Below are 22,247 nucleotides of genomic sequence, written 5' to 3'. Positions count from 1 at the left end.
TTTGGCAACCAAAGCAATAACCAAGCAACAACCACGTGGCTACCGCATGGTGGCCACTTGGCAAACACTGGCTTACCCCATTAACCCACCGCATTGAACATGGCCTTCAGCACTTCACGCCCCACCCACCGCACCCAACAGCGCGCAGCCCACCCAAACCGTTACAGCGCTGTGGCCTGGGCGGTGCTGACCATGTCCGCCGCCACGGCCACCGGCGCAGCCGCCGGAACGTCGCTGCCAGACACCTTCCAAATGTCACCATCGGGCTACAGCGGGGCTATCAACACGCCCACGGCCGATGTGCTGCCGTTCAACAGCACGGCGTTTGCCATCACCAACAGCATTCCTGAGCGGGCTCGCCAGTACCCGGGTATAGGGGTTTTTGGTGGACTCAACTGGGGTTTTGGCGTGTTGCCCGGGCTGGAGCTGGTGGGGCGGCTGACTTACGACGGCAATGTGCAATGCAATGAATTTCTGAGCAAAACAATTTGCCCCACCACGGGACGTGATTTGTCGCTGAGCGGCAAGTACCAGCTGCCCTTTACCCTGCCCTACAAAACACGCATGGCGGTGGGCTTTACGGATTACGGGGGGTCAGCAGCCGTCTACTACCGGCAACTGTATGCCGTGGGCACGAGCAGCATGGGGCCTTTTGATGCCTCACTGGGCATCAGCAAAGGCAGCAAGGGCACGCCGTTGATGGACGGCGTGTTTGGCAACCTGACGATGCGCGTGAACGACCAGCTGGCCGTGGTGCTGGAGTCGGACACGCAAGCCCGCCGTTTGGGCGCGCACTACCTGCAGCCGCTGACGCGCGACATGGACTTGCAGTTGGGCTACAGCCACAAACTGAGCGGCCCGGCGCACCAGCAAAGCAACCAGTTCACCGCAGCGCTGCGCTTTCAAATGGACAAAAAGCTGCGCCTGGCCAGCCAGAAGCAGCAGCCTGCCTGGGGGGCCAGCCCAACCGAAGCCACACCCGCCACGCTGGACCAGCGGGCGCTGGCTCTCTCAAGCCGCCTGGCAGAAAACGGGTTTGCCAATATTCACATTGCAGCCTTGCCTGCGGCCAATGGCCAGCCCGTGTTGTGGTGGGTGCAGGCCGACCCGGTGGGCTGGCGCAAAGACCACCAGCAGGCCTTGGGCGCGGGCCTGGTGCAGTGGATGCTGGGCCAGGAGGTGGACGATGCCGAGGTGGTGCTGAGCCTGACCTACATGGGGCAACCCACCACCAGCGTGCACACCAGCCGCAACTGCCTGAACAGCTTTGCCATGGGCCAGGACAGGTGCGCCAACGGCTTGGCGCTGCGGTTTTTCAGCGGCCCGACGCTGCCCAAACGGTTGCAAACCGCCAGAAAGGCCCGCCAGATAGACACCCTGGTCAGCAACGCCGCGCCTTACGCCTGGAAGCCGCAGTTTGAGTTGGGGGCCAACATCCGCTCCACCATTGGCACCGAATACGGCTTAACCGACTATTCGGCCGCGCTGGATGTGGGCGCCCAAATGCAACTGGGCGACTTGAGCCCGCTGGGCGAATGGGGCAAAGGCTGGATGTGGCAAGGCAATGTGCTGGTGCCGGTGGCCCGCTCGCAAGACTTTGACAAAGGCGGTCCGTTTTACCAGGTTGGTCACCCAAGAGCCGAGGTAGGCCAGGCGCTGTTGAGCTACATGCGTTACGTAGACACGCCTATTGCCAAAAACGTAGCGCTTCAGGTATCCGCAGGCGCAATTACCAGCTATAGCCGGGGCGGCCAGTTGGATGCGATCTGGCTCAACCCTGTGGGGAACTGGCGTGTGGGCGGCACATTGGGCGCTTACAGCCGCGACACCGGAACAGGCCAACGCCAAACTCAAACCCCAGCCTTGATGAGTGTGCGCCACTCAGCGCTGGCAGGCAACTGGCAGCTAGAAGGCACAGTGGGCAAATTTATGGGCGGCGACATGGGCTTCAGGGCCGCCAGCCACCATTGGTTTGGTGACTACAGGCTGAGCTTTTTCATCAACGAGAGCAAGGGCAACACAGTCACCATGCCCAAGCGGCGGTTCGCAGGGTTTCAGCTCTCTGTGCCTCTGGGGCCCAAAGGCAGCCTAGACACTGGCTGGGGCAATGTGCGTGGCCAAGACCGTATGGCTTGGGGTATAGCCACCAAAATTGGAGAGGACAACAACAGACAAACCTTTGGGTATGCCGAAGTACCACGGCCACGCCATGGTGTGTGGAGCGACATCACCAGCTACGACCGCAGCGGCCCGGTAGACATGTGGGCCAACCGCCACGCCATGCGTGCTGCACTGCAGCAAGACAAGCCTTAAAAACCGCGATGACAACTTGTGCCAAGTTGGTGCAAAGTAGAGAAAAACCAACTGTTTTTGGTTAAAAATGCGCACATCCGAGGATATTTTTTACTTGACTTGTACATGAAAACAGTTGGTGCCGTTAATATGATGCATAGGGCTGCTCCGGCCTTGGCTCAATTTTTTGATAGAGGAAATGTCTTATGAAACTTCGATTGAACAAACTGACGGCCAGCCTGGTGATGGCTGGTAGCGTAGCTGCAGTGGTTGGCTGTGGTGGCGGTGGCAACCCTACCCTGGATGTGGCAACCCCCCGTGCTGAAGTTGTTACGGCTGCATACAAGTACGCGCTCACCTTTGTGGATGCAGGTACTGGTTTGCCGATCACCGACGACTTGACCGTGACCCTCCTGGGTGACGCCGTCACAGGTGACGAGGTTGTTGACCAGGACAACGCCTCTGTCAAAGGCAAAACTTTCACCGTGAAGAACGGTGTGCTGTTGGTGGCTGCCAACTTTGACAAGTCCACAGCAAAAGACGTGTTCACGGTGATTGCGGGCAACCGGAGTGCCGGCTGGAACGAATCGGGTCAGCAGTTGACGAAAACCACCTCCAAGGTGGGCGACCAGGTGGTCACTATCAAGCTGACCAACACCAAACCCGCCGCCGTGGCCGCTGTGAACGCAGACACCACGCTGGGCTTGGCCATGAAAGTGGATGCGCTTCCTGCAGCCGCTGGCGGCGTGATTACAGCTGCCGCCACGGCAGTGGCAACAGCATCCAAGGACGCGAAAACGGCTGAAGGCACGACCGAGCCCGTGGGTGTAGCCAGCGTAACGTTTCCTGCCGGTGTCAAAGCCACCAATGCAGCCGGTGCTCCGATCAACTCGACCGCTGGCGTGACGGTGTCGGTGACAAAATACTCGAACAACGAAGTAGCGGCTCTTTCTGCCTTCCCAGGTGGTTTTGTTCCTTCGGTTACTGTTCCCAGCACCGCACCGGCCGGAACTATTCCTGCAGGTACAACGGCTGACACGGGCGCCTTCATTTCTGGTGGCTTTGCCCAGTTCAACGTCACAGACAATACCACTGGCCAAGCTCTGAAGACCTTTGATGCGCCGCTGACGCTGAAGATTGACCTGCCTAAAGGTTCGAAGAATCTGGCTGGCGTTGACATCGTGGCGGGCAACACCTACCCCATCTGGAGCTTTGACCAAGACACGGGCAAGTGGGTTTTTGAAACCGACGGTACGGTGAAAGAGAAAACCCCGGTTGACCCCAAAAACTTTGAAGTGGAGTTCACTTCCACCCACTTGTCTTACTGGAACCTGGACTTCTATGGAAGCACCTGCACCGGTAACGTGGCCATCACGGGACGCCCCACAGGCGATACCCGCCCCCTGACCATTGAACTCGTGGGTGTTGCAGGCCAGCGCTTCTGGCGCTCGGGCACCATCTCCGACTCGCAGTTGGGACTGGCACTCTACCCACAAGGTACCCTCGTTAACATCACGGTCAAAGACAGCAAGAACAAGGTTGTTGGCTCCAAAACCAACATGAACCTCTGCGCCACAGGCCAGACTGTTGCGGTCACGCTGCCGACAGTCACGTTCGCACCGCTGACGGTGAACGTGACCGAGTCTTGCCGCGATGGCGTGAGCGGTAAGCGTGCCACCCCGGCATCGGTTTACTTCTACGACAACGTGGCACGCAATTGGAGTTCGGGCTACAGCGGCAACGGCACCTTGACCCTCAATGGCATTGAGAGTGGTTCTACGGGTACTTTGTATGTGTACAACCGCTTTACCAGCAGCTACATTGTCACGAACAACTTTGCTGTGAACGCTCCATCCACTGTGAACAACGTGAATCTTCCCTCACTGGCTTGCACCACGGGTGGCCAGCCGATCACTGGCGGCCAGCCCATCTAAAGCTCTTGCGTAACGAGGCGGTATTCGCCTCGCTAAACAAGCTGTCTCAAGCTTGCTCTGTCACAAGAGCAAGCTTTTTTTATGGTTTTCGACCAATACAGCGCAATTTGCCCATGAAATGGACAAAAAAATTGGCCTCATTGAGGCCAATTTTTGATTTTTCCAAGCCCCCCACAACAAGGAGGGTGTTGAAAAAATGCTTAGAACGCGTGGTTCACACCTGCGGCAACGAAGCTGTCTTTCACGCCGTTGGTTTTGGTGCTGTTGAAGCCACCGTACAGCATGGTGCGCTTGGACAGGCTGTAACCGGCTGCAAAGTCGAAGCCGGCAGACTTGCGGGACTTGCCGGTGGTGATGCCGTTGCTGGCTTCGGTTTCAGAGTTGGCGTAGCCCACCGACAGGGTCAGGTTGCTGTTGACAGGGTAGTCCAGGCCCACATGGTATTCGGTGGCTTTGGGGTTGATGAAAGGGTCGCCCACCGGGTTTTTCACGGTTCTGAAAGAAGCTTTGGCAACAGCCATGCCCAAGTCGTAGGTGCCGTTGATCAACATGTGCTCAATCGATTTGCCAACGGTGGTGGACTTGTCGTCTTGGTAAGCAACGCCCACGTAAATGGGGCCGCTGCTGTACTTGACGTGCATGCTGGTGATGTCGGTAGCATCGCCGCTGAGGTTGAAGCCGACTGCACCGCTCAGGCCGCCCATGTCCGGGGTGGAATAGTAGATTTGGTCGTTGACACTGGCTGTGTACGCAACCCAGACGTTGTTGGTGGCAGACAGTGCAGAGTCAAAACCGCTGTTGGCGGCGCCGTTGATGTCGTCCAGGGCGGTGAAGCTGCGGCCCAGCTTGACGGAGCCGAAGCCACCGCTGAGGCCCACGTTGGCTTGGCGGCTGAAGGCCACGCCAGCGGCTGCAGCTGCACCGGTGTCCAGAGAGACGCCTTGCTCCAGGGTGAAGTGGGCCTTCAGGCCACCACCCAGGTCTTCGGTGCCTTTGAAGCCCAAGCGGCTGCCGGCCAGACCACCGCTGCCCAGGTTGGCATCGCCGTTTTTGGTTTTACCGATCCAGACGTCGGCCACGCCGTACAGGTTGAGACTGGATTGAGCAGAGGCTGCGCCGGCCACGGTCAGTACAGCGATGGCGATGAGAGACTTTTTCATTTTCCGTCCTTTAAAAAGTGAGACATTGAACACATCGGCAAAGGGTTTATCCCGCAGGGTAAGGGAATCTGATTGGCCGACAAACAGCCCCCTTACTGTAAGCAAACTTGGGCCAGGCTGCTGGGGGGTTGCGTCATTCAAGGGGATGTTTGGTCAAAGATCGCCTGAGATAGTTGCTGTTTAGCCACACCACCACACCCATTTTATCTCAAGGCCTGGGAGCGCCCCTGCCCCACCCGCGCGCACGCGGGTCAAACCGAACACGCTCCAGGTTCGCGTGTCGTGCCGGCTTGCCTTGTGGCTTGCCCATTCAACGCGGCCACAGCACCCACAGCTGCAGGGGCTGCTTGAGGGCTGCTGCGACGGTGTAGGCCGAATCGGTCCAACTGCCCCAGCCGGTGAAGAGGTCGGCGCGTACGGCGCCCACAATGGCGCCGCCGGTGTCTTGCGCCATGACGAGTTGTTGCAGGTTGAGCGTGGGGCCTTGGGTGGCGAGCCACACGGGGGTGCCGTAGGGAATGCTTTGGGGGTCGACGGCGATGGAACGGCCGGGGGTGAGCGGCACGCCCTGGGCGCCGCGCGGGCCAAACTGGGCATCGAATTCGCTGAGGGCTTCTTCGCGAAAAAACACGGTGCGGGGGTTGCTCCAGAGCATGTCGTTGAGGCGCTGCGGGTTTTGCGCGGCCCAGGCTTTGATGGCGTCCCAGGAGGCTTCGCGAATGGCGCGTTGGTCGAGCAGCCAGCGGCCCACGCTTTTGTAGGGCTGGCCGTTGTGTGCGGCGAAGGCCACGCGCACCTGGCGCTGGCTGCCATTGGTTTCGGTGATGTTGAGGCGGCCGGAGCCCTGGATTTGCAAAATCAGGGCGTCGATGGGGTCGGCGAGCCAGGCGATGGCGCGGCCTTGCAGCGCGGTTTGGGGTGCGGGCAGGGTGTCAATGTCTTGGCGGCTGTACCAGGGCTGGCCGGCGCGCAGGCCGGCGGGCGGGGCGTAGAGCGGTGTGCGGTGGGTGGCGGTGGCCACGCGGCTGGCGGCCATGATGGGTTCGTAATAGCCGGTGAGCAGGCCGGGGGGTTCGGTGCCGTCGGGCTCGGTGACGCGGTAGGGCACGAAGCGGCGCACCACCCAGGCGTGTTGTTCGGCGGGGGTGGCGATGGCGAGTTGGCGCAGTTCGGCGCACAGCGCGGCCTGGCCAGGCGCGGGACGTTCGCAGCCGCGCACCCAGGCATTCCAGACTTCGTGGAGGCTGTCTTGCCCCCAGCCGGGCACTTCAGCCCAGCGCACCGGGGTCCAGCGGCTTTTGCCGCGCTGCAGAGTGGGTGGCAGGGGCTCGTCGGGGGCCGGTGCGGGCGTGGATGCCGGGGTGCCCGGCGTGGGCTGGGGGTATGGGCTGGGTCCGGTGGCGCAGGCGGCAAGGCTTCCTACAATGAGCGCCACCAGCGCCCACCGAAGCCCCCGCCCTGCCTTGCTGCGCAGCGGGAGCACGGTGGGAACGGCGCTGCGCATTTGTTTGACCCAACCCCTGACACGATCCATGACTTTGTTGTTGCTTGAAGCGCTGGGCGCACTGGTGTTGCTGGTGTTCATCGTGTGGTGGACCATGTTTTCAGGCCGAAAAAATGGCGAGTTGCCCGACAGCGCCAAGGGCGATGAGCCGGCAACGAAGGACAAGGGCGCGAAAGACGGAAACTGAAGCGGAAACCGAGCTGGCCCAGGCTCATGAGGCGCGCAGGGCGTTGGCCAGTTCCACGGCCGATTTCACGCCCATTTTGTCGAACACGCGCGAGCGGTGTACCTCCACCGTGCGCACGCTGATGTTGAGCTGATCGGCCACCAGTTTGTTGGGCAGGCCCGCCACCACCAGGTCCATGACGGCGCGTTCGCGCTCGGTGAGGCTGTCGACCCGCTGCTGCATGCTGCGTTGCGCCTGGCGTTGCGCCAGCACCTGGGCCGACTGGGCCAGCGCTTGCTCAACCCGGTCAACGAGGGCGTTGTCAGAAAAGGGTTTTTCGCAAAAGTCAAAAGCCCCGCGCTTGACGGCGTCAACGGCGGTGGGCACGTCGGCATGGCCCGAGAGAAAAATGACCGGCATGGCGGCTTGCCAGGGCAAGGTGAGCAGGTGTTCAAACAGGGCCAGCCCGCTCATGCCGGGCATGCGCACATCGAGCAACACGCAGCACGGCACCTGGGGCTCGCGCGGCCAACTGTCGATTTCGGCCAGAAAGGCCTCGGCACTGTCAAAGCCTTCGCTGAGCAGGCGGCGGGTGCGCAGCAGCCAGGCCAACGCATCGCGCACGCCGGTATCGTCGTCCACCAGAAAAATTTTCGCGTCGGGGTGTGCGGTCATGGGCGGATGATACGGCTGCTGAGCAGCCATGACCCATGGGCGCAAAGGACAGCATTACGGGTACTGACGCGCCACATGCAGAACTTCAATTGCCTGCAGGCTTTCCCAGTACCGCGGTTTGCGCAGCACCTTCACGGCTTGTGTTGCAGGGCATCACGCTGCGCCAGTTTCTTGGCGCGGATGGCATTCCAGTCGTCTGAAGCGACGGCGGGGCGCTGGTCGGCCAAAGCAGTGGTGACTTTGTCCTTGAACCAAAGGTCGTACTCCACAATGTTGCGCACCGAATCACGCACCAATTGCGACACCGTCGTGTCGTGATGCAAGGCATACGACTTGAGCGCGAAGTGCTGTGATTTGGGCAGATCAACGTTCAGGCGCTGGGTGGGTTCCGTCGCGGTGTTTTTCATGCTGAACTGAGTAAATTCTCAGCGTTTCATTATGGGCTATGCAGGTCGGGACGCGGCCCCCATCCCAACCGTCCCCCAGCGAGGGAAGGGGCGAATGCAGGAAGCCTTCGAGCGCGGCCTCCCACTCACGCCACCGGCAACGTAAACCGGAACACGGTGCCGCGCGGGGGGTGGGGTTCGAAGGTGAGTGCACCGCCGTGTTGTTCGATGACGGTGCGGCACAGGCTCAGGCCCAGGCCCATACCCTCGGGTTTGGTGGTGAAAAACGGGGTGAAGAGTTTGGCCTGCACGCCGGCACTGAGGCCGTGGCCGCGGTCGGTGACGGTGAATTCAACCCAGGATTTGGGGGCTCGGCCCACCACCGACACGCCCGACTGCAGGCGCGACTGCAGCACCGAGAGCATGAGCACACGCTCGGGGGCGGGTGGGTCGCCTTCGGGCATGGCTTGCATGCCGTTGCGGGCCAGGTTGAGCAGCACCTGCTCGACCATGGTGCGGTCGCACAACACCGGGGGCAGGTCGGGTGCGATGTCGATGTGCACGCGAATGCGCTGCTTTTTGGCTTGTAGGCCCAGCAGGGGGGAAATGGCGTCGATGAGACTTTGCGGTGCCACGGGTTCGCGCACCTGCTCGCGCCGGCGCACGAAGTCGGCCACGCTTTTGATGACGCGACCGGCGCGCTCGGCCTGTTCGCTGATGCGGAGCATGGCGAGCTGCAGGTCGGCGGTGGGCGGGGCTTGGGTGGTGTCGTTCAGCAGGTTGAGCGTGCCGGTGGCGTAGCTGGCGATGGCGGCCAGGGGCTGGTTGAGTTCGTGGCTCAGCAGCGAGGCCATTTCGCCCACGGTGGCCAGGCGCGCGGTGGCTTGCAGGCGGTCTTGCGAGGCGCGGTTGATGTCTTCTACGCGGCGCTGCTCGGTGAGGTCGAGAATGGCGCTCATGTAGCCGGTTTGCACGCCATGCGCGTCAATGAGCGGGGCTTCGATGATGAGCACCGGGAAGCGCGTGCCGTCGCTGCGCTGGAACACCGACTCGTAGCCTTCGCGCGGCAGCGTTTGCCCGGCCAGCCGCACCGCCTGGCGCTGCTGGTATTCGTCGATGAGTTCGGGGGGCCACCAGGGGGCTGGCAACCCGGTGCCGATGAGTTGTTCGGCGCTGTAGCCCACCATTTGGCAAAACGCGGGGTTGACGTAACTGACGCGCCCGTCCATGCCACGGGCGCGCAGGCCGGTGACGAGGGAGTTTTCCATGGCTTTTCGAAAGGCCAGGGCGTCGGCCACTTCGAGTTCGGCGCGCTGGCGCCGGCGCATGTCGCGCCCGAGCAGGGCCAGCACCGCCAGCAAGGCCAGCGAGAGCGCACCGACCACGGCGGTGAGCACGTTGGGGAACAGGCCCACCACCTGGCGTGGGCTCTCCATGCGCAGCATGAGGGTGTGGCCGGGCAGGTCCAGCAGGGTGCTGGCCTGCAGCGTGCGGCGCCGGCTGCTGCTGCTGCTGACCGTGCTGTGCAGGGCGAGGCGGGTGCCGTCGGGCTCGGTGAAAGCCAGGCCACGGCCGCGCAGCATGGCTTTGTTGGTGAGTTCGTTGAGCAGGCCGGGCAGCGAGTAGGTGGCCACCAGAAACCCGTTGGGCACCCCGGCGCGCGCCACCGGCAGGCACATTTCCATGAGTTCGAGCCCCTGGCCGCCGACCATGGGCCAGAAGTAGCTGGGAGAAAACGCGGGGCCTGAGAAGCGCCGGGCGTTGTCGCAAGCCTGGCGCACATCGGGCAGGGCTTGTTCGCGGTTGAGGTACCCCGAGAGGCTGGCGAGGTAGGGGGTGTCGCGGTAGGCCAGCAGGGCATGGGTGCTGCTGCGCCATTCCAGTCGCACCATTTCGCGGTGGGCGCTCAACAGTTCGGCGGCCGGGGCGGCCCACGAATCGGCGGTGGGCGCCACGCTGTGCAGCGACTGCAGGGTTTGCACGTTGCGAAACAGTTCGCTGCGGATGTCGCTGGCCACTTGAGCCGCATCACGCTCCAGCACGGTCTGGTCTCGGCCCTCTTCGTATTCGGCCGCCAGAAACACCAGCACGCCCAGCAGCGCCAGCACCAGCGCCAGCAGGGCGCCCCAGAGCAGCCAGCGGCGCGAGCGCAGAACTTGGCTCAGCGGCGCAGCCTGGGGGCTTTTGTTCACAGCCGCCGGTGTTGCAGCGCGGGCAACTGCTGGCGCACGCTGCGCAGGCGCTCGTGGTTGATGTCGGCGAGCACCACGCCGGGGCCTTCGGCTTGCATGGCCATGACCTGGCCCCAGGGGTCGATGACCATGCTGTGGCCCCAGGTGCGGCGGCCGTTTTCGTGCACACCGCCTTGGGCACTGGCGATGACGTAGGCCTGGTTTTCAATGGCGCGGGCGCGCAGCAGCACCTCCCAGTGGGCCTGGCCGGTGGTGTGGGTGAAGGCCGAGGGCACCAGCAGCAGGTCGGCGGCGAGGGCGCGGTAGAGCTCGCCAAAGCGCAGGTCGTAGCACACGCTCTGGCCCACACGCCAGCTCTCGCCGCTGCGGGTTTTGCAGTCGAAGGTGGTGGGGGTGTTGCCGGCCACAAGCACGTGGGCTTCGTCGTAGCTTTCGCGGCCGTTGTCGAAGCGAAACAGGTGGATCTTGTCGTACCGGCTGACCGGCTCGCCTTTGGGGCTGTAAGCCACCGACGCGTTGGCGGCGTGCAAGGGGTCGTCGGTGGCCATGGGCAGGGTGCCGCCCACCACCCAGAGTTTGAGGTCGCGCGCGGCGTCGGACAAAAAGTCTTGCACGGTGCCCAGGCCGGGGGTTTCGGCCAGCAGCAGCTTGTCTTCGTCCCGGTGGCCCATGAAGCAGAAGTATTCGGGCAGCACGGCGAGTTCGGCGCCGGCGCTGGCGGCCTGGCGCAGCAGGCGCAGGGCTTCGCTGAGGTTGGCGTCCAGGCTGATGCCCGAGACCATTTGAATAGCGGCGACTTTCATGGTGGCTCCTGTGGGTGGGTTGCGGGTCAGCGGGAAGGCACTTGGGGATCGTATGGAAATGTAGCCGCGGCTATGGTTTGGGCTCGGGTCCTGCGGGCAGCGCTCGCTGGATTTTCTCGACCTGGGGGTCGGCCCAGCCGCCAGTGATGTGGAATTCTTGCGTGGCGGCGCTTTGCAGCGGCTGGCGCAGCAAAAACTGCGCCAGAAAGCTGCCCAGACCCACGGCGGGGTTGATGGCGCTGGCAATGAGCGAGGCGGTGCCGGCGTTGATTTCGGGCACCACCACCACCTTCAGGTCTTGCTGTTCGCGCGCCAGGTCGGCGGTGCCTTCCATCAGCACGGCGGCGTTGATGCCCTTCATTTGCAGGTTGTTGGTGAAGACCACGCCTTGATCGACGCGGGCGTCGCCGCGCACGAAGTCGAATGCGAAGCCTTCGGAAAACACGTCGCGAAAGTCCAGCGCCAGGCGCCGGGGCAGGGCCTGCAGGCTCAGCACACCCAGCAGCTTGGCGGCGCCGGGGTCCACTTTCAGGAACTGGCCACGTTCAATTTCCAGTTGCAGCTGGCCGGAGAGGCTGGGGTAGTCCAGCGCCAGCGGGGAGCCGAGCCAGCCGATGCGGCCTTCCATGCGGCCTTTGCCACCGCGCACCAGGCCTTCGCGGCCAAAGCGGGTGAGCAGTTGCCCGGAGTCGTCGATGTCGAGCCGGAAATTCAACGCGGTGCGCCGCTGCAGGGCGGTGCCAGCGCCGTTGGGGGCCTCTTGCGCGGCCCAGTTGCCGGTGGCGCTGAGCCGGGCTTCGGGCAGGCTGAGGTTGAGTTTGATCAGGCGCCATTCGCTGCTGCGGGCGCTGCCTGCGCGGTTGACGGCTTCAATTTCGATCCGGCCCAGATGACGGTTGGCCACCTGCAGCTCGTCCACGGCAATGTCCAGCGCGGGCACGCTGGCGGGTTGCTGCAGCAGTTGTTCCACGTCGGTGGCCACCGTGGGGGCCAGGTTGAGCCGCGTCAGGCGGGCAAACACGCTGCCGGCCGTGCCGGCGCCGGGCTGGCGGTAGGCCACGTAGCCGTTGAGTTCGTCGGCGTCGATGTTGGCGCGCCACTGCGCACCTTCTCGCACACCACCGAGCACCACGCCGTTGAACACCCGGCCAGCCACGGTGAGGCGGTCGGCGCGCACGGCCAGGGTGGTGGGCAGGTAACCCAGGCTGGTGCTGGGGACGGCGTCGGCACGCGGGGCCAGGGCGGGTGTGGGGCTGCGCACATCGACCCCGGTGGCGGAGGCAAACGCACGCTCCCAGGCGTCCACGTTGAGCCGGTCAAGCCGGATGTTGCCCAGCACGCCTTCGGTGGGCAGCGGTGCGGTCTCACCGCCGCTCAGCCCCACGGCCACGCTGCCGCGCAGCACCTGCGGCTCGTTGCCCCGGATGTCGCGTTCGTACTGCAGGCTGGCCAGCAGGCTCGCGGGGGCACCGAGTTGCACCGCGAGGCGGTCGGTGTGGGCTTCTTCGTTCACCACCGTCAGCACGCTGGACTCGAAGCGCAGCGGCAGGCTGGCGTCGGCGGACTTGTCCAGCGGGGCAGGCAGGTTGATGGCCATGCCCTGCAGGTTGCTGCTGACCTGCAGTTCGGGCACGCCGGCGCGAAACCCAAGCTGGGCGGTGTAGGCGGTGCTGCCACGGGCGTTTTGGAACAGGCGCGAGACAAAGCCCAGGCCGGCGTCGCGCAGGCCCTCGGCGCTGGCGCTGCCCTGGCCGCGAAACTGGATGCGCGCCGTACCGCTGGCGTCGGGCCGCATGCCGCCTTCAAACCGCACCTCGCCGCCGTAGAGCCGGGCCTGGGCGGCGGCCACGCTAAAGCCTTTTTCGCTGAACTGCAGCGTGCCGGTGGCGCGCCCGAGCAGGGGTGATTCGGGGCTGATCTGCACGTCGTTGCCACTGAACTGCACCGTGCCGGCCACGGCGGTGGCGGGCATGTCGAAAAAGGGCAGGCTCAACTGGAACTGCACGTTGGCCGGACCGCCGATGCGCGTCCGGGCCAGCGCCTGGCCGGTCATGGCATTGAGCGGGCTGTTGCGCACAAAGCCCAGCAGCTCGCTGGCGGGGCCTTGGGCACGGGCGTTGACCACCAGGGTGGACTGGTGGGCCAGGTCGTCGATGCGGATGTCGGCCTGGCTCAGCTGCACGTTGGGCGCAGCGTCGATGCCGCCTTGCAGGCCGGTGAGCCTGAGCGCGGCGCGGTCGAGCACGAGTTCACCGGTGACGCCGCGCAGGCTGGGCCAGGCCACGTCGCCCGGCGTTTGCAGGTAGGGGGGCACGTAGGCAAAGTCCAGCCCTTGCAGCTGGGCGCCGATGCGGAACACGCCGGTGGCGCCAGGGGCATCAAACGGCATGTCGTACACGTCGCCCTGCAGGCGAAAGTCCACCCGGCGGGCGGCGCCGGCGCGCACCGCTTCGCGCACATAGCGGCGGGTCTCGGGGCCGATGGTGAGCGGCAGGTAACGGTGCACGCGCGTGGCGTTGGCGCGGCTGAGGGTGGCGGTGAGGTCAAGCACGCCGGGAAAGCGCGAGCCCGAGGCGCTGCGCGCGGGGTCGCTGGTGTGCCAGCGCAACTGCGCGGTGCCTTCGGTGTCGGCGTTGGCCAGGCGCAGGCGGTTGACCTCCACGTCGATGCGTTCGCCCGCGATGCGCCAGGACGTGTCGGCTTCGAGGCGGTTCACCGGCAAGCGGGTGTCTTCAAAAACGCCGGGCAGGTCGATGGCGCCGTTCAGGAGGGTCCACTGGGCACGCCCCCCGGCCTGGTTGAGGTCAAAGTCCACCGTGGCGCCCGTGAGGCCGGGGCGCCCGGGCAAGGGGTACAGGCCCGAGGCCGACATCTGGCCGCTGGGCTCGCTGGTGAGTGCCAGCCCGGTGACGCGGCCCTTGGCTTGGTAGGTGCCGCTGGGCCAGTGGGCTGCGGTGGCGTCGGGCAGCGGGTCTGCCGCTGCCGCGAGCGGGCTGGCGCCTTGCCAACTGGCCGACAAGCCCTCAACCCGGCCCGCGGGTTGCAGCCTGGCCAGCAGCTGGTGGGTGGTGCTGGCCAGCGGCAGGCGGGTGGCGATGGCGGTCAGGGCGGAGAGGTCGAGCTGGTCGGCCGTGAGCGCCAGGCTGGCGGGGCGCTGGGCGGTGCCGGCGGTGTGCTTCAGGTGCAACACACCGCCGGGCCACACCGCGCCTTCGCGGGTGCGAAAACGCAGGTTGTGGGTGGTGAGGCCCAAGCCCTGTGCGTCCCATTGCGCGGCCAGGCGGCCACCCAAGTCGTCCAGCAGCAGGGCGGGGAGTTGGGGGCCGAGCTGCACGGCCACGCCCTGCAAGGCCAGGTCGGCGGTGGCGCCCGCGACCTGCCCGCGCGCCACGTCGGCCCAGGCGCGCAGCGCGCCCTGCCCGGAGCGCACCTCCACGCCCCAGTCGGACCAATCGACATAGGCGCGCAGCTGGGCCACATCCACGTGCTCAAAGTCGGCGTAAAGCTCGCCGTCCCAGCGCTGCCAGGGCACCTGCCCGGGGGCACGGCTGCGCCCCAGGTTCAGCAGCGGCTCGCGCAGGCGGGCGCGCAGGCTGAAGCGCTGGCCCCAGTCGGGCGGCGGCGTGGCGTCCAGGCGGATGTGGTGGGTGCGCGCGGTGTTGCGCACCACAAGGGTGAGCGCGTTCAGTGCGAGCGGTGGCTGGCTGCGCAGGTCGTCGATCCAGCGCACGGTGCCGCCCTGGATGACGAATTCGCTTTGCGAGAAAAACCAGTTGGCCCCAGCGCTGCCGTCGCCGCCCGGGTTGGACAAGTCCAGACCCGCCACCTCGATGCGCCCTTGCGCGGTGCGCCGCACATCGAGCACGGGTTGGTCGATCACCACTTGGTCAAAACCCAGCCGCCACAGCGACCCCACCGACACCGAGGCCCGCACCAGCGGCAGTTGCAGCGCTGGGCGCCCCTGGGGGTCGAACAGCTGCACGTCGCGCAAGGCCAAGCTGGGCATGAGCGTGGGCAGCCAGCCGGTCGCGTCGCCACGGGGCTCGGCCCGGATCTCACCCACCCGCACCGGAACCCCCACCGAGGCGCTGGCCCAGCGCTCCAGCTCGGGGCGCCATTCGCCGATTCGCGGCACAATGAAGAAGTGCAAGGTTCCCCAGGTCAATGCAAACAGCCCCCAAGCCGCCAAAACCACCCACAGCAGCAGCCGCGTCACGGCGGCAAGTGTTTTGAGAGTTCGCGTGGCTGATGCGATCGGCGCCGGGGTTTGATTCATGTCCAACCAAATTATGACGGCCAGCCACACCCCAGGTTCCGCAGCGAACGATGCCGCTTTGTCAAACCACGTGAATCCTCCGTCCAACCCGTGCCCACCGCTCACCGCCGCTGACCGCCAGGCCGACTATTCGCGCTTTGTGCAGCGCGTGCGCCGGCGCTACCCGCAAGAGCTGGACTGCCTGCCCCCGGGCGAACCGGTGCACGCGAGCATGCAGCTGTGCCTGGCGCGGCTGCGCGAACGCGGCCTGCCCATGCCGGCCGCGCTGCGTGTGCTGCGCCAGTTGGTGCTGGAGCGGCTGGTGGTGCTGGACTGCGAGCAAGGCGCCTCGCTGACCACCGTGACCCGGGCGGTGACCGAACTGGCCGAGCTGGCGCTGGACGCGGCCTGCACCCTCGCGTTTGCCGAACTGGACGAGGTGTACGGCGTACCCCTGGCCGACGCGCCGGAACCCTTGCCGGTGCGGCTCAGGACCGCCAGCGAACCGGGCGAAGCCGCGAAGGTGGAGGCCGCAGCCCAGGCGATGGCACCGGTGCGGGCCCAGATGTGGGTGATCGGCATGGGCAAGCTCGGTGCGCGCGAACTCAATGTGTCGAGCGACATCGACCTGATTTATGTGTACGACGCCGACGGCGAGACCGCGGGCAACGCGCAGGGCCGCAACAAGATCAGCAACCACGAGTATTTCGGCAAAGCCGTCAAACACATTTACAACACTGTGGGCGACACCACCGAACACGGCCAGGTGTTCCGGGTGGACCTGGCGCTGCGGCCCAACGGCAATTCCGGGCCCAGCGCGGTGTCGCTGGGTGCGCTGGAAGGGTATTTTCTGGTGCAGGGCCGGGAGTGGGAGCGCTTTGCCTGGCTCAAGAGCCGGGTGATTGCGCCCGCCGCCTGCGTGCACGACAAGGGTGCCGGCGCGCTGCGCGCTGCGGTGCTGCCTTTTGTGTTTCGCAAGTACCTCGACTACAACGTGTTCGACGCGCTGCGCACCCTGCACCGCCAGATCCGCGAACACGCGGCCAAGCGCGCGGCCGGCAACCCGGGTCGGGCCAACGATGTCAAGCTCTCGCGCGGCGGCATCCGTGAAATTGAGTTCACCGTGCAGCTGTTGCAGGTGGTGCGCGGTGGGCAGTTTCCCGAGCTGCGCACCCGCCCCACGCTGGACGCCTTGACCCGCCTGTGCCGCGCCAATCTCATGCCCCCGGCCACGGCCAGCGCATTGGCCGCAGCCTACGATTTTCTGCGCCGGGTGGAGCACCGCATCCAGTACCTGGACGACCAGCAGACCCACGTGATGCCCACGCGCGACGACGACCTGAACTGGATCGCCGCCAGCATGGGCTGCGCCGATGTGTGCGCGTTTTTGCGCGCACTGGACGGGCACCGCGAGGTGGTGGCTCAAGAATTTGACACCCTGCTGGGCGGCCCCAGGAACGGCGGCTGCAACGGCAAGGGCTGCAACGGCAAAAACGGCGCAGGCCGGGCACCGGCCGACGACCTGCACAGCGTGCTGTTGCAACTGCCCGAAGCCTTTGCGGCCAAAGTCCGCGACTGGAGCGAGCACCCGCGCGTGCTGGCCCTGCGCGAAGACGCGCGCGCGCGCCTGGTGCGGTTGGTGCAGCGCACCGGCGCCTGGCTGGACGAGGGTCGGGTCAGCGAGGTGGCAGCGCTGCGCATGGCCGAATGGATCGAGCCCCTGCTGCGCCGCGAGAGTTACCTGGCGCTGCTGCAGGAGCGGCCGTCGGTACACGAGCGCCTGCTGCGCCTGCTGGGCGCGGCCAAGTGGCCCGCGCGCTACCTGCTCAAGCACCCGGGCGTGATCGACGAGCTGGCCAGCCAGCAACTGCTGACCGACCGCTTCGACCCGGTGCAGTTTGAAGCCGAGCTGGAAGGCCGGCGCGCAGCCCTGCAGTCCACCGGCGAGGACGACGAAGAAGCGCTGCTGAACATCTTGCGCCGCGCCCACCATGCCGAGGTGTTCCGCACGCTGGCGCGCGACCTGGAGCAGGTGCTCAGCGTGGAGCAGGTGGCCGACGATTTGTCGGCCCTGGCCGATGCGGTGCTGCGCACCACCGCGCGCTGGTGCTGGGGACGGCTGAGAAACCGCCACCGCGAAACGCCTGCGCTGGCCATCATTGGCTACGGCAAGCTCGGTGGCAAAGAGCTGGGTTACGGCAGCGACCTGGACATCGTGTTCGTGTACGAAGACGAGCACGAAAACGCGTCGGAAATCTACGCCGCCTTCGTGCGCAAGATGATCAACTGGATGACGGTGAAAACCGGCGAAGGCGATCTGTTCGAAATCGACACCGCGCTGCGCCCCAACGGCAATTCGGGCCTGCTGGTGACCAGCTTCACCGCCTACGCCAACTACCAGGAACGCCGTGGCAGCAACACCGCCTGGACCTGGGAGCACCAGGCCATGACGCGGGCGCGTCTGGTGATGGGCAGCCCCGAGCTGGCCAGCCGTTTTGACGCCGTGCGCGAAGCCGTGATGACGGCCGAACGCGACCCACGGGCGCTGGCGGCCGAGATTGTGGCCATGCGCGAGAAGGTGCGCGCCGCGCACCCGGTGCGGGGCACGCAGTTTGACGTGAAACACAGCGTGGGCGGCATGGTGGACGTGGAGTTTGTGGTGCAGTACCTGGTGCTGTCGCAGTCGCAGGCACACCCCGAACTGCGTGCCAACACCGGCAACATCAACCTGCTGGAGCGCGCCGAACGCGCGGGTCTGCTGCTGCCCGGCATGGGCACTGCAGCGGCCCGCGCGTACCGCGTGCTGCGCCAGATTCAGCACCGCGCCCGGCTGGACGAAGCCCCGACCCAGGTGGACGCAGCGCGGGTCACCGAAGAAGCCGCTGCCGTGCAAGCCCTGTGGCAACACGTGCTGGGCAGGCCGCAAGCCACCGCCCCTGGCGCATGAACCAGGCCTCGCGCACCTGGCTGGCACTGTGCGCGCTGCACGGCGTGGCCAGCATGCTGGTGTGGTGGGCGGGCGACCCGGTGGTGGACGCGCTCACCTGGCGCGCCGAGGGCTGGTTGCAACAACCCTGGACGCTGTGGACCAGCCCGTGGGTGCACATGAACACGCCGCACCTGATCGGCAACCAGGTGGCCCTGGGTGCGATGGCCGCGTTTGCCTGGACGGTTCGGCCCACCCTGGCCTGCGCCCTGGCCTGGTTGCTGGCCTGGCCGCTGATGCAGCTCTCGCTGTTGCTGTGGCCACAGATCGGTTACGCCGTGGGCCTGTCGGGCCTGCTGCACGCGGGCGCCATGGTGCTGGCGGTGCACCTGATGCTGAAACGCATCGCCGTGCCCAAAGCGCGCCGCTGGGGTGGTTTGCTGGCGCTGGGCTTGCTGGCCAAGCTGGTGCTGGAAAGCGGCTGGTCGTACCCGGTGGTGTGGGACGCGGGCAACGACATGTCGGTGGTGCAAGCCGCCCACCTGACCGGCGCTTTCTGGGGCGCGGTACTCGGCCTGGCGCTGGGCCGGCACCAGCGCTGGCTCAACAGCCCGTCAGGGGCGATCAACTGCCGGATCAAGGTTTAACCTGGAAACGGCTGTTGACCGCGCTCTAACTGCTGGAGATGCATGTGAAAACCGAGAATTTTGCCCACGAGCAAGCGCACCTTGTGAGTGGGCGCACGACAGGTCGGTCGCACCAACCCGCTCCAGACCGTCGCAGCACTGTGGCGCGGGTCGCAAATCATTCGGCGCCCGACGCCTGTTCCCGGTCCATCAAATATCGATATTCCCCGCCCGCAGCGCGTTGGTTTCGATGAAATCGCGCCGGGGTTCCACCTCGTCGCCCATGAGCATGGTGAACACGCGGTCGGCTTCGATGGCGTCGTCGATCTGCACGCGCAGCAGGCGGCGCACGGTGGGGTCCATGGTGGTTTCCCAGAGCTGGGCGGGGTTCATTTCGCCCAGGCCTTTGTAGCGCTGGCGGCTGGTGGTGCGTTCGGCTTCTGCGATGAGCCAGCGCATGGCGATGCGGAAGTCGGCCACTTTTTCTTCTTTTTGCTTGTCGCCCTCACCGCGCATGACCTTGGCGCCGTCGCCCAGCAGGCCGCGGAAGGTGTCGGCGGCTGTGGCGAGCGCGGCGTAGTCGGCGCCGTGCACAAAGTCTTGTGTGAGCACACTGCTTTTCACGTTGCCGTGGTGGCGGCGGCTGATGCGCAAAATCGGTTTGTCGGTGCGCACATCAAACTCGGCGGCCACTTCGGCGGGCACGCCGGTGGTGGTGAGTTCGCGCAGTTTGGCTTGCAGCGCCACGGCGCTGGCTTCGGCCTGCTCCATGCTATCGAGGTTGAGCGACACGCCGTCGGCAATGGAGCGCAGGGCTTCGGCGTCCATGAAGTTGGACAGGCGGGCAATCACGTGTTCGGCCGTCTGGTGCTTGCGTGCGAGTTCGCCCAGCGTGTCGCCTTCGAGCGTGGCGGCGCTGGCGCCACCAGTGAACACCTTGGCGTCTTTCAGCGCAATGCGCAGCAAAAAGCCGTCGAGCGCGGGTGCGTCTTTCAGGTACAGCTCTTCCTTGCCCGCCTTCACCTTGTACAGCGGCGGCTGCGCAATGTAGATGTGGCCGCGCTCGACCAGTTCGGGCATTTGCCGGTAAAAGAAGGTGAGCAGCAGGGTGCGGATGTGGGCGCCGTCCACGTCGGCGTCGGTCATGATGATGATGCGGTGGTAGCGCAGCCTGGCGACGTTGAAGTCGTCCTTGCTGTCGTTGTTGGCGCCTTCGCCACCGGCCTTGCCGATGCCGGTGCCCAAAGCGGTGATGAGCGTCAGGATTTCGTTGGAGGTGAGCAGCTTTTCATAGCGCGCCTTTTCCACGTTCAAAATCTTGCCGCGCAGCGGCAGAATGGCCTGGAATTTGCGATCACGGCCCTGCTTGGCGGAACCACCGGCGGAGTCGCCCTCGACGATGTAGATCTCGCACAGCGCCGGGTCTTTTTCCTGGCAGTCGGCCAGCTTGCCGGGCAGGCCCATGCCGTCGAGCACGCCTTTGCGGCGCGTCATTTCGCGGGCCTTGCGGGCGGCTTCGCGGGCGCGGGCAGCTTCCACGATCTTGCCGCAGATGATCTTGGCGTCGTTCGGGCGCTCTTGCAGGTAGTCGGCCAGCAGGCGCGAAACGATGTCTTCCACCGGGCCGCGCACTTCGCTGCTCACCAGCTTGTCTTTGGTCTGGCTGCTGAACTTGGGTTCGGGCACTTTCACGCTCAGCACGCAGCACAGGCCTTCGCGCATGTCGTCGCCGGTCACCTCCACCTTGGCTTTTTTGGCGTACTCGTGTTCTTCAATGTATTTGTTGATCACGCGCGTCATACCCGCGCGCAGGCCGGTCAGGTGGGTGCCGCCGTCGCGCTGGGGAATGTTGTTGGTGAAGCACAGCACCTGCTCGTTGTAGCCGCTGTTCCACTGCATGGCCACTTCCACACCGATGTTGGTGCCCTGGTCGCTGGCGCGGTCGCCGGTGGCGTGGAAGATGTTGGGGTGCAACACCGTCTTGCCCTTGTTGATGAATCCCACAAAGCCTTGCACACCGCCCGCACCCGAAAAATCGTCTTCCTTGCCACTGCGTTCGTCCTTCAGGCGAATGCGCACGCCGTTGTTCAGAAAGCTCAGTTCGCGCAGGCGCTTGGACAGGATTTCGTAGTGGAAGTCTGAGTTCTCTTTGAAGATGTCGTAGTCGGGCAGAAAGTGCACTTCGGTACCGCGTTTTTCGGTGTCGCCGGTCACTTTCATCGGCGAGACTTCCACGCCATTTTGCGTTTCCACGATGCGGTTTTGCACGAAGCCGCGCGCAAATTCGATCTGGTGCATCTTGCCTTCGCGGCGCACCGTCAGGCGCAACCATTGGCTCAACGCGTTCACGCAGCTCACGCCCACGCCGTGCAGACCACCCGAAACCTTGTAGCTGTTCTGGTTGAACTTGCCGCCGGCGTGCAGTTCGGTCAGCGCAATTTCGGCGGCACTGCGTTTGGGCTCGTGCTTGTCGTCCATCTTCACGCCGGTGGGGATGCCGCGGCCGTTGTCCACCACCGAGATCGAGTTGTCGGTGTGGATGGTGACCATGATGTCGTCACAATGACCGGCCAGCGCCTCGTCGATCGAGTTGTCCACCACCTCGAACACCAGGTGGTGCAGGCCGGTGCCGTCGGACGTGTCGCCGATGTACATGCCCGGTCGCTTGCGTACCGCTTCCAGGCCTTCCAGGATCTGGATGGCGCCTTCGCCGTAGCCTTCGCTGGCCCCGGCTTGATGGGCGTCGATCACGGGTTGGAAGTTGGAGCTTTCCGTGCTGACCTCGCCGGTGTTGACGGAATCTGCGGGCTTGTTGGCTTCGGACATGTTGAAATTTCTCTAACGCTTGAAATGCCAAACCCGCGGGACTCGCGGGTTTGGGGTGCAGATGCCTTTTAAGGCGTGCCTTAGATGCGCATCGGCATGACAACGTACTTGAACGCGTTGTCGTCGGGGTTGGTCACCAGCGCAGAGCTGTTGCCGTCGGACAGTTCAATGCGCACCATGTCCTGTGACATGTTTTGCAACGCGTCGATCAGGTAGGTCACGTTGAAGCCGATTTCGATCTGGTCACCACCGTAGTCAATGTCGAGTTCGTCCACCGCTTCTTCCTGCTCGGCGTTGCTCGACGCCACACGCAGCACGCCGGGCTCGATGTTCAGGCGCACGCCCTTGAACTTCTCGCTCGTCATGATGGCGGTGCGCTGCAGCGAAGCCAGCAGCGGCACGCGGCCCAGGGTGATGATGTTTTTGTGGTTGCGCGGAATCACACGGTTGTAGTCGGGGAACTTGCCCTCGACCAGCTTGGTGACGAATTCCATGCCGTCAA

14 protein-coding genes are annotated in these 22,247 nt (G+C 64.9%); 5 read left to right on the top strand and 9 right to left on the bottom strand.

The genetic code is table 11. The features are described 5' to 3' along the window. Window positions 1–99 precede the first annotated feature (99 nt). Together Q7J58_RS16100 and Q7J58_RS16095 are read left to right on the top strand one after the other, a co-directional pair. Entirely contained in the window at window positions 100–2,313 is a 2,214-nt protein-coding gene (locus tag Q7J58_RS16100) for a hypothetical protein (RefSeq protein ID WP_304830252.1), read from the top strand. Between the two features lie 185 nt (window positions 2,314–2,498). After that, the gene (locus tag Q7J58_RS16095) at window positions 2,499–4,226 is read left to right on the top strand and encodes a hypothetical protein (protein ID WP_304830251.1); all 1,728 of its coding nucleotides are present in this window, start codon (window positions 2,499–2,501) and stop codon (window positions 4,224–4,226) included. Between the two features lie 200 nt (window positions 4,227–4,426). On the opposite strand, the gene Q7J58_RS16090 is transcribed toward Q7J58_RS16095, so the two are convergent. Together Q7J58_RS16090 and Q7J58_RS16085 are read right to left on the bottom strand one after the other, a co-directional pair. Then, complete coding sequence (locus Q7J58_RS16090; RefSeq protein ID WP_304830249.1) at window positions 4,427–5,386, bottom strand: porin; 960 nt, start codon at window positions 5,384–5,386, stop codon at window positions 4,427–4,429. A gap of 310 nt (window positions 5,387–5,696) precedes the next feature. Continuing rightward, on the bottom strand, window positions 5,697–6,986 hold the full coding sequence (locus tag Q7J58_RS16085) for an MltA domain-containing protein (protein ID WP_304830247.1): 1,290 nt from the start codon (window positions 6,984–6,986) through the stop codon (window positions 5,697–5,699). Here Q7J58_RS16085 and Q7J58_RS16080 point away from each other — a divergent pair. Further along, the gene (locus Q7J58_RS16080) at window positions 6,919–7,077 is read left to right on the top strand and encodes a hypothetical protein (protein ID WP_304830245.1); all 159 of its coding nucleotides are present in this window, start codon (window positions 6,919–6,921) and stop codon (window positions 7,075–7,077) included. The genes Q7J58_RS16085 and Q7J58_RS16080 overlap by 68 nt on opposite strands. A gap of 24 nt (window positions 7,078–7,101) precedes the next feature. On the opposite strand, the gene Q7J58_RS16075 is transcribed toward Q7J58_RS16080, so the two are convergent. The 5 genes from Q7J58_RS16075 to Q7J58_RS16055 all read right to left on the bottom strand — a co-directional run bounded on the left by Q7J58_RS16075 (window position 7,102) and on the right by Q7J58_RS16055 (window position 15,388). Beyond that, the gene (locus Q7J58_RS16075; protein ID WP_304830243.1) at window positions 7,102–7,731 is read right to left on the bottom strand and encodes a response regulator; all 630 of its coding nucleotides are present in this window, start codon (window positions 7,729–7,731) and stop codon (window positions 7,102–7,104) included. Window positions 7,732–7,862: 131 nt separating this feature from the next. Further along, complete coding sequence (locus tag Q7J58_RS16070; RefSeq protein ID WP_304830241.1) at window positions 7,863–8,138, bottom strand: hypothetical protein; 276 nt, start codon at window positions 8,136–8,138, stop codon at window positions 7,863–7,865. Between the two features lie 125 nt (window positions 8,139–8,263). Continuing rightward, window positions 8,264–10,309, bottom strand: a complete 2,046-nt coding sequence (locus Q7J58_RS16065) for an ATP-binding protein (RefSeq protein ID WP_304830239.1) — start codon at window positions 10,307–10,309, stop codon at window positions 8,264–8,266. Next, on the bottom strand, window positions 10,306–11,112 hold the full coding sequence (locus Q7J58_RS16060) for a carbon-nitrogen hydrolase family protein (RefSeq protein ID WP_304830237.1): 807 nt from the start codon (window positions 11,110–11,112) through the stop codon (window positions 10,306–10,308). The genes Q7J58_RS16065 and Q7J58_RS16060 overlap by 4 nt, the downstream gene beginning before the upstream one ends. 70 nt (window positions 11,113–11,182) lie before the next feature. Next, a complete protein-coding gene (locus Q7J58_RS16055) occupies window positions 11,183–15,388 on the bottom strand; it encodes a YhdP family protein (RefSeq protein ID WP_304830235.1) in 4,206 nt (1,401 codons plus the stop codon). Between Q7J58_RS16055 and glnE the strand changes: the two genes are divergently transcribed. Continuing rightward, window positions 15,387–18,314, top strand: a complete 2,928-nt coding sequence (gene glnE, locus Q7J58_RS16050; RefSeq protein WP_304830233.1) for a bifunctional [glutamate--ammonia ligase]-adenylyl-L-tyrosine phosphorylase/[glutamate--ammonia-ligase] adenylyltransferase — start codon at window positions 15,387–15,389, stop codon at window positions 18,312–18,314. The two genes, Q7J58_RS16055 and glnE, sit on opposite strands and share 2 nt — an antisense overlap. Then, entirely contained in the window at window positions 18,311–18,940 is a 630-nt protein-coding gene (locus tag Q7J58_RS16045) for a rhomboid family intramembrane serine protease (protein ID WP_304830231.1), read from the top strand. Before glnE ends, Q7J58_RS16045 begins: the two co-directional genes overlap by 4 nt. Before the next feature lie 189 nt (window positions 18,941–19,129). Here the strand turns inward: Q7J58_RS16045 and gyrB are convergent, their stop codons facing one another. Then, the gene (gene gyrB, locus Q7J58_RS16040) at window positions 19,130–21,745 is read right to left on the bottom strand and encodes a DNA topoisomerase (ATP-hydrolyzing) subunit B (protein ID WP_304830229.1); all 2,616 of its coding nucleotides are present in this window, start codon (window positions 21,743–21,745) and stop codon (window positions 19,130–19,132) included. An 80-nt stretch (window positions 21,746–21,825) separates the two neighbouring features. Next, the coding region (locus Q7J58_RS16035; protein WP_304830228.1) for a DNA polymerase III subunit beta at window positions 21,826–22,247 on the bottom strand (422 nt) is incomplete at its 5' end.

Origin of the sequence: Hydrogenophaga sp., from assembly GCF_030656115.1 — a bacterium.
Classification (GTDB): domain Bacteria; phylum Pseudomonadota; class Gammaproteobacteria; order Burkholderiales; family Burkholderiaceae_C; genus Hydrogenophaga.
This window is presented reverse-complemented; position numbering and strand designations above follow the sequence as displayed.